The sequence below is a fragment of the Erwinia sp. genome (assembly GCF_031978025.1).
GTDB lineage: Bacteria > Pseudomonadota > Gammaproteobacteria > Enterobacterales > Enterobacteriaceae > Erwinia.
Genome location: NZ_DALZCD010000300.1, coordinates 1 through 5,111, shown reverse-complemented (window position 1 = coordinate 5,111; position 5,111 = coordinate 1). Strand labels below are relative to the sequence as shown.

Sequence of the window (5,111 nt, the reverse complement as noted above, 5' to 3'; positions counted from 1 at the left end):
ATCACTTTTTCTACGGTCTTGTCGCTGACACGATACTGCCGGGCTTTACCATTTATAACGTAGCTGGCCGTCGTGCGCGATACACCAGCAAGACGCGCAATTTCATCCAGTTTCACAATAACTCCACGCTCAGGCACCATGACGGCGCAGAAAAAATAGCCACATCGTGGCTAAGGACAAGATAATCTTACATCTAACGGCAGCGCCAGCAACCTCTTTTAGCCCCAGTCGGGAGCTTTGCGGCAAAAATAAAAAAACCCGGCATTCCGCCGGGTTAGGAGCTTTTCGCAATTATCACGCCGGGTAATCAGCGCATACTGCGTTCGCCACGCGCGATGCCGACAACGCCGGACCTCACCACCTCAACAATTTCCGCCACTTCACGCACCGTGCTTAAAAAAGCGTCCAGCTTGTCGCTGGTGCCGACCAGCTGAACCGTGTAAAGCGAAGGCGTGACGTCCACGATCTGGCCGCGGAAGATTTCTGCGCTGCGCTTAACCTCTTCCCGGCCGTAGCCGGACGCCTGAATTTTTACCAGCATGATCTCACGCTCGACGAAAGCGCCCTGCCCCAGCTCCGTGACGCGCAGCACGTCTATCAGTTTGTGCAGCTGTTTTTCGATCTGCTCCAGCACATTCTGATCGCCTACGGTCTGAATAGTCATTCGTGACAGAGTCGGATCGTCAGTGGGCGCCACGGTCAGGCTCTCGATGTTGTAGCCACGCTGTGAAAAAAGCCCGACAACCCGCGATAATGCGCCGGATTCGTTTTCCAGCAGTACCGATAAAACACGACGCATAATTATGTCCTCTCCGTTTTGCTCAGCCACATTTCGTCCATTCCGCCGCCGCGGATCTGCATCGGGTAAACGTGCTCGCTACCGTCAACATTCACATCCACAAACACCAGGCGACCTTTACGCAACTCCGCCAGCGCCTGACTCAGCTTTTCCTCCAGCTCATGGGGATGATGAATGCCGATACCGACATGGCCATAAGCCTCTGCCAGCCTGATAAAATCGGGCAGCGACTCCATATAGGATTGCGAATGGCGGCCTGAATAAATCATATCCTGCCACTGCTTTACCATGCCCAGATAACGGTTATTCAGGCTCAGCACCAACACCGGCAGGTTGTATTGCAGCGCGGTCGACAGTTCCTGAATATTCATCTGAATACTGCCGTCGCCCGTGACGCAAATCACAGTCTCTTCCGGCAGGGCCAGCTTCACACCCAGCGCGGCAGGCAGCCCAAAGCCCATCGTGCCCAACCCGCCTGAATTGATCCAGCGACGCGGCTTGTCAAAAGGATAATAAAGCGCGGCAAACATCTGATGCTGCCCCACGTCGGACGTGACGTAGGCATCACCATTGGTCAGACGCCAGATAGTTTCGATCACCGCCTGCGGCTTGATTTTCTCGCTGCTGCGATCGAACGCCAGGCACTGACGCGCTCGCCATTGTTCGATGCTCTGCCACCAGTCGCGCAGGCTGTCGTCGTCCTGCTGGCTCTTCTGCTTCAACATTTCCAGCATCTGCTGCAGCACATCGCGAGCATCACCGACGATAGGCACGTCTGCCGGCACTGTCTTGGAGATAGTGGCCGGATCGATATCGATATGCAGCACCGTCGCGTTCGGACAATACTTCATCAGATTATTGGTGGTGCGATCGTCAAAACGCACGCCGACGGCGAAGATAACGTCGGCATTGTGCATCGTCATATTCGCTTCATAAGTCCCGTGCATCCCGAGCATGCCCAGACACTGACGATGGGTACCGGGAAAAGCGCCCAGGCCCATCAGTGAACAGGTTACCGGCAAATTAAGTTTTTCAGCGAACTCGCGTAGCGCGTCGGCGCAGTTGGCATTGATTACGCCACCGCCCGCATAAAGCACGGGTTTTTTCGCTGCCAACAGGCTTTGCAGGGCGCGCTTGATCTGACCCCGATGCCCCTGCGTCGTGGGATTATAGGAGCGCATACTGACCGACTCTGGCCACTGATACGGTAGCTTGTTAGCCGGGTTCATCATATCTTTTGGCAGGTCGATAACGACCGGTCCGGGTCGGCCGCTGGCCGCCAGCCAGAACGCTTTTTTCACGACCGTTGGGATATCTTCTACCTGTCTCACCATAAAGCTGTGTTTGACGATCGGCCGGGAAATGCCCACCATGTCGCACTCCTGAAAGGCGTCATAGCCAATCAGGGAAGAAGGCACCTGTCCGGAGAGCACCACCATAGGGATGGAATCCATATAGGCGGTGGCGATGCCGGTAATGGCATTGGTCGCGCCGGGGCCGGAGGTGACCAGCACCACGCCCGTTTCACCTGTTGCACGAGCGTAGCCGTCCGCCATATGCACGGCGCCCTGTTCATGGCGTACCAGCACGTGGTCGATGCCGCCCACGGTCTGCAATGCGTCATAAATATCCAGTACTGCCCCGCCGGGGTAGCCGAACACATGTTTTACGCCCTGATCGATTAACGATCGGACTACCATTTCGGCTCCTGACAACATCTCCATTTTTGCCTCCAGGCTTTAAGGTGCTGATTTACCGGCGTACTTGATGCTTTTATTTTACAAATAACGCCCGCTTGCCGATAAGTTCAAAACCTGTGTTTATTCAGCCGCTAAAAATATTTTCAGCGGCCAGGTACAGGGCAGTGCCCTTTTTATTTTTCTTCGGGTAAGGATTTACCATAACCGTAGAAATCCTGGCAGGCAAACATCCTGCGCGTGAGGAATGAGAGAAAGCCCGCATTAAGGCACTGCCGGTTTCGTTAACACGTCGACGTTTACACTAACTACTCGCCCTTAAAAAAGCGGTTTATGCTGACCACACTTTATTTTCCAGTGTGATCGTTTCGTTATTAAGGAGTGAAGTTCTTTGAATAAAGCTGACCTGTTCAAACATGACGAGACTTTTAGTCTTTTCTGCTGGTTGCCCATCCATTTGTAAAAGAATGCGCTAATTCACCGGGGACTCATGGCGAAAGCAGTTTACAAACCACCACCATGTAAGTTATTGATAAATAATTTAATTAATAAAAAAATACGCCTTCCCCCCTTTTCTTCTTCGCCCATTTCCTGCTGGCCGGGCCGCCACTCGTCTTTTTGTTCTGCCTGCCCTCGCTGAGCCAGAATAATTTCCCTGAGCTGATTTTGCGGCCGCTAATTATTACCTTGTCACTTGCCTTGACATTGCCCCCTGCTTTCAAGTATCAATAAAGGAACAGCAAATTTACGAGGCCTGACTCAATGATCCGTACCCTCCTCCTACCTGGTCTACTACTAAACGCATATTTATGCGCGGTAGACTTGTGGGCGGAATGAATCACTGATTCAGGCTTGCAAACTAAAAAACCCGCGCTACTGCGCGGGTTTTTTTATGCTCGTAGCATTAGCGATGCAAACATGAAAGGAATTATCTGATGAGCCAACAAGTTATTATTTTCGATACCACGCTGCGTGATGGTGAACAGGCATTGCAGGCCAGCCTGAGCGTGAAAGAGAAATTACAGATAGCGCTGGCGCTGGAGCGGATGGGCGTTGATGTGATGGAGGTCGGCTTTCCCGTCTCTTCGCCGGGCGATTTCGAATCCGTCCAGACTATTGCTCGCCAGGTAAAAAACAGCCGTGTTTGCGCGCTGGCTCGCTGCGTGGAAAAAGATATCGATGCGGCTTACGAAGCGCTGCGTGTGGCTGACGCCTACCGTATCCATACCTTCCTGGCGACGTCGCCGATGCATATTGCCACCAAACTGCGCAGTACATTACCGGAAGTCATCGAGCGCGCCGTTCGCATGGTAAAACATGCCCGCAACTACACCGATGACGTTGAATTTTCCTGTGAAGACGGTGGCCGTACGCCTATCGACGATCTGTGCCGCGTGGTTGAGGCCGCCATCAACGCTGGCGCGACCACGATCAACATCCCGGATACCGTGGGCTATACCCTGCCGAGTGAGTACAGCAATATTTTCACCCAGCTGCGCAATCGCGTACCGAACATCGACAAAGCAATCCTGTCAGTACATACCCATGATGATTTGGGTATGGCGGTCGGCAACGCTCTGGCTGCCGTTCAGTGCGGGGCGCGTCAGGTCGAAGGCACCCTTAATGGCCTGGGCGAACGTGCGGGCAACTGCGCGCTGGAAGAAGTCATTATGGCGATTAAACTGCGCAGCCAGCTGATGAACGTACATACCAACATTCACCATCAGGAAATCTACCGTACCAGCCAGCTGGTCAGCCAGATCTGCAATATGCCGATCCCGGCTAATAAAGCGGTGGTCGGCAGCGGCGCTTTCGCCCACTCTTCCGGCATTCACCAGGACGGCGTGCTGAAAAATCGCGAAAACTACGAAATCATGACGCCGGAATCGATCGGCCTGAATCAGGTCCAGCTGAACCTGACCTCGCGTTCTGGCCGCGCAGCCGTCAAACACCGCATGGAAGAGATGGGCTATAAAGAGCACGATTACAATCTGGACAGCCTGTATGACGCTTTCCTGAAGTTGGCGGATAAAAAGGGTCAGGTATTTGATTACGATCTGGAAGCGCTGGCCTTTATCAATAAGCAGAACGAAGAGCCAGAGCATTTTCATCTGGACTACTTCAGCGTGCAGTCCGGCTCCAGCGTGATGGCAACCGCTTCGGTCAAACTGAAATGCGGAGAAACGTCCATAGCCGAAGCCGCGACGGGCAACGGCCCGGTCGATGCCGTTTACCAGGCGATCAATCGCATTACCGACTTTGATATCGACCTGGTGAAATATCAGCTGACCGCCAAAGGTCACGGCAAAGATGCGCTGGGCCAGGTCGATATCGTGGTGAACTATAACAACCGTAAATTCCATGGCGTGGGCCTGGCGACGGATATCGTGGAGTCCTCAGCTAAAGCCATGATCAACGCGCTGAACAATATCTGGCGCGCCCGCCAGGTCGAGCAGGAACTGCAGCGTAAAGCCAACAATAAGGAAGCCGTATAATGACAAGGACTTATCATATTGCCGTTTTGCCGGGCGACGGTATCGGGCCGGAAGTCATGGCACAGGCGGCAAAAGTGCTGGATGCGGTACGCCAGCGTTTTGGCCTGCGTATCACCACCA

At 53.5% G+C, this 5,111-nt stretch carries 5 protein-coding genes; 2 read left to right on the top strand and 3 right to left on the bottom strand.

The window, feature by feature from the left end:
* From RTK32_RS18810 to ilvI, 3 genes are all read right to left on the bottom strand, one after another.
* A partial coding sequence (locus RTK32_RS18810; protein ID WP_312046663.1) for a LacI family DNA-binding transcriptional regulator occupies positions 1-116 on the bottom strand: 116 nt, incomplete at its 3' end.
* Positions 117-307: 191 nt separating this feature from the next.
* Entirely contained in the window at positions 308-799 is a 492-nt protein-coding gene (gene ilvN, locus RTK32_RS18805) for an acetolactate synthase small subunit (protein WP_312046660.1), read from the bottom strand.
* Positions 800-801: 2 nt separating this feature from the next.
* A complete protein-coding gene (ilvI, locus tag RTK32_RS18800; RefSeq protein WP_312046658.1) occupies positions 802-2,523 on the bottom strand; it encodes an acetolactate synthase 3 large subunit in 1,722 nt (573 codons plus the stop codon).
* A 908-nt stretch (positions 2,524-3,431) separates the two neighbouring features.
* Here ilvI and leuA point away from each other — a divergent pair.
* Positions 3,432-4,991, top strand: a complete 1,560-nt coding sequence (leuA, locus tag RTK32_RS18795; RefSeq protein ID WP_312046656.1) for a 2-isopropylmalate synthase — start codon at positions 3,432-3,434, stop codon at positions 4,989-4,991.
* A partial coding sequence (locus RTK32_RS18790) for an isocitrate/isopropylmalate family dehydrogenase (RefSeq protein ID WP_312046662.1) occupies positions 4,991-5,111 on the top strand: 121 nt, incomplete at its 3' end. The genes leuA and RTK32_RS18790, both read left to right, overlap by 1 nt.

Coding starts and splice junctions, on each gene's coding strand:
- leuA (WP_312046656.1), top strand. CDS start 3,432: ATGAGCCAACAAGTTATTATTTTCGATACCACGCTGCGTGATGGTGAA.
- ilvI (WP_312046658.1), bottom strand. CDS start 2,523: ATGGAGATGTTGTCAGGAGCCGAAATGGTAGTCCGATCGTTAATCGAT.
- ilvN (WP_312046660.1), bottom strand. CDS start 799: ATGCGTCGTGTTTTATCGGTACTGCTGGAAAACGAATCCGGCGCATTA.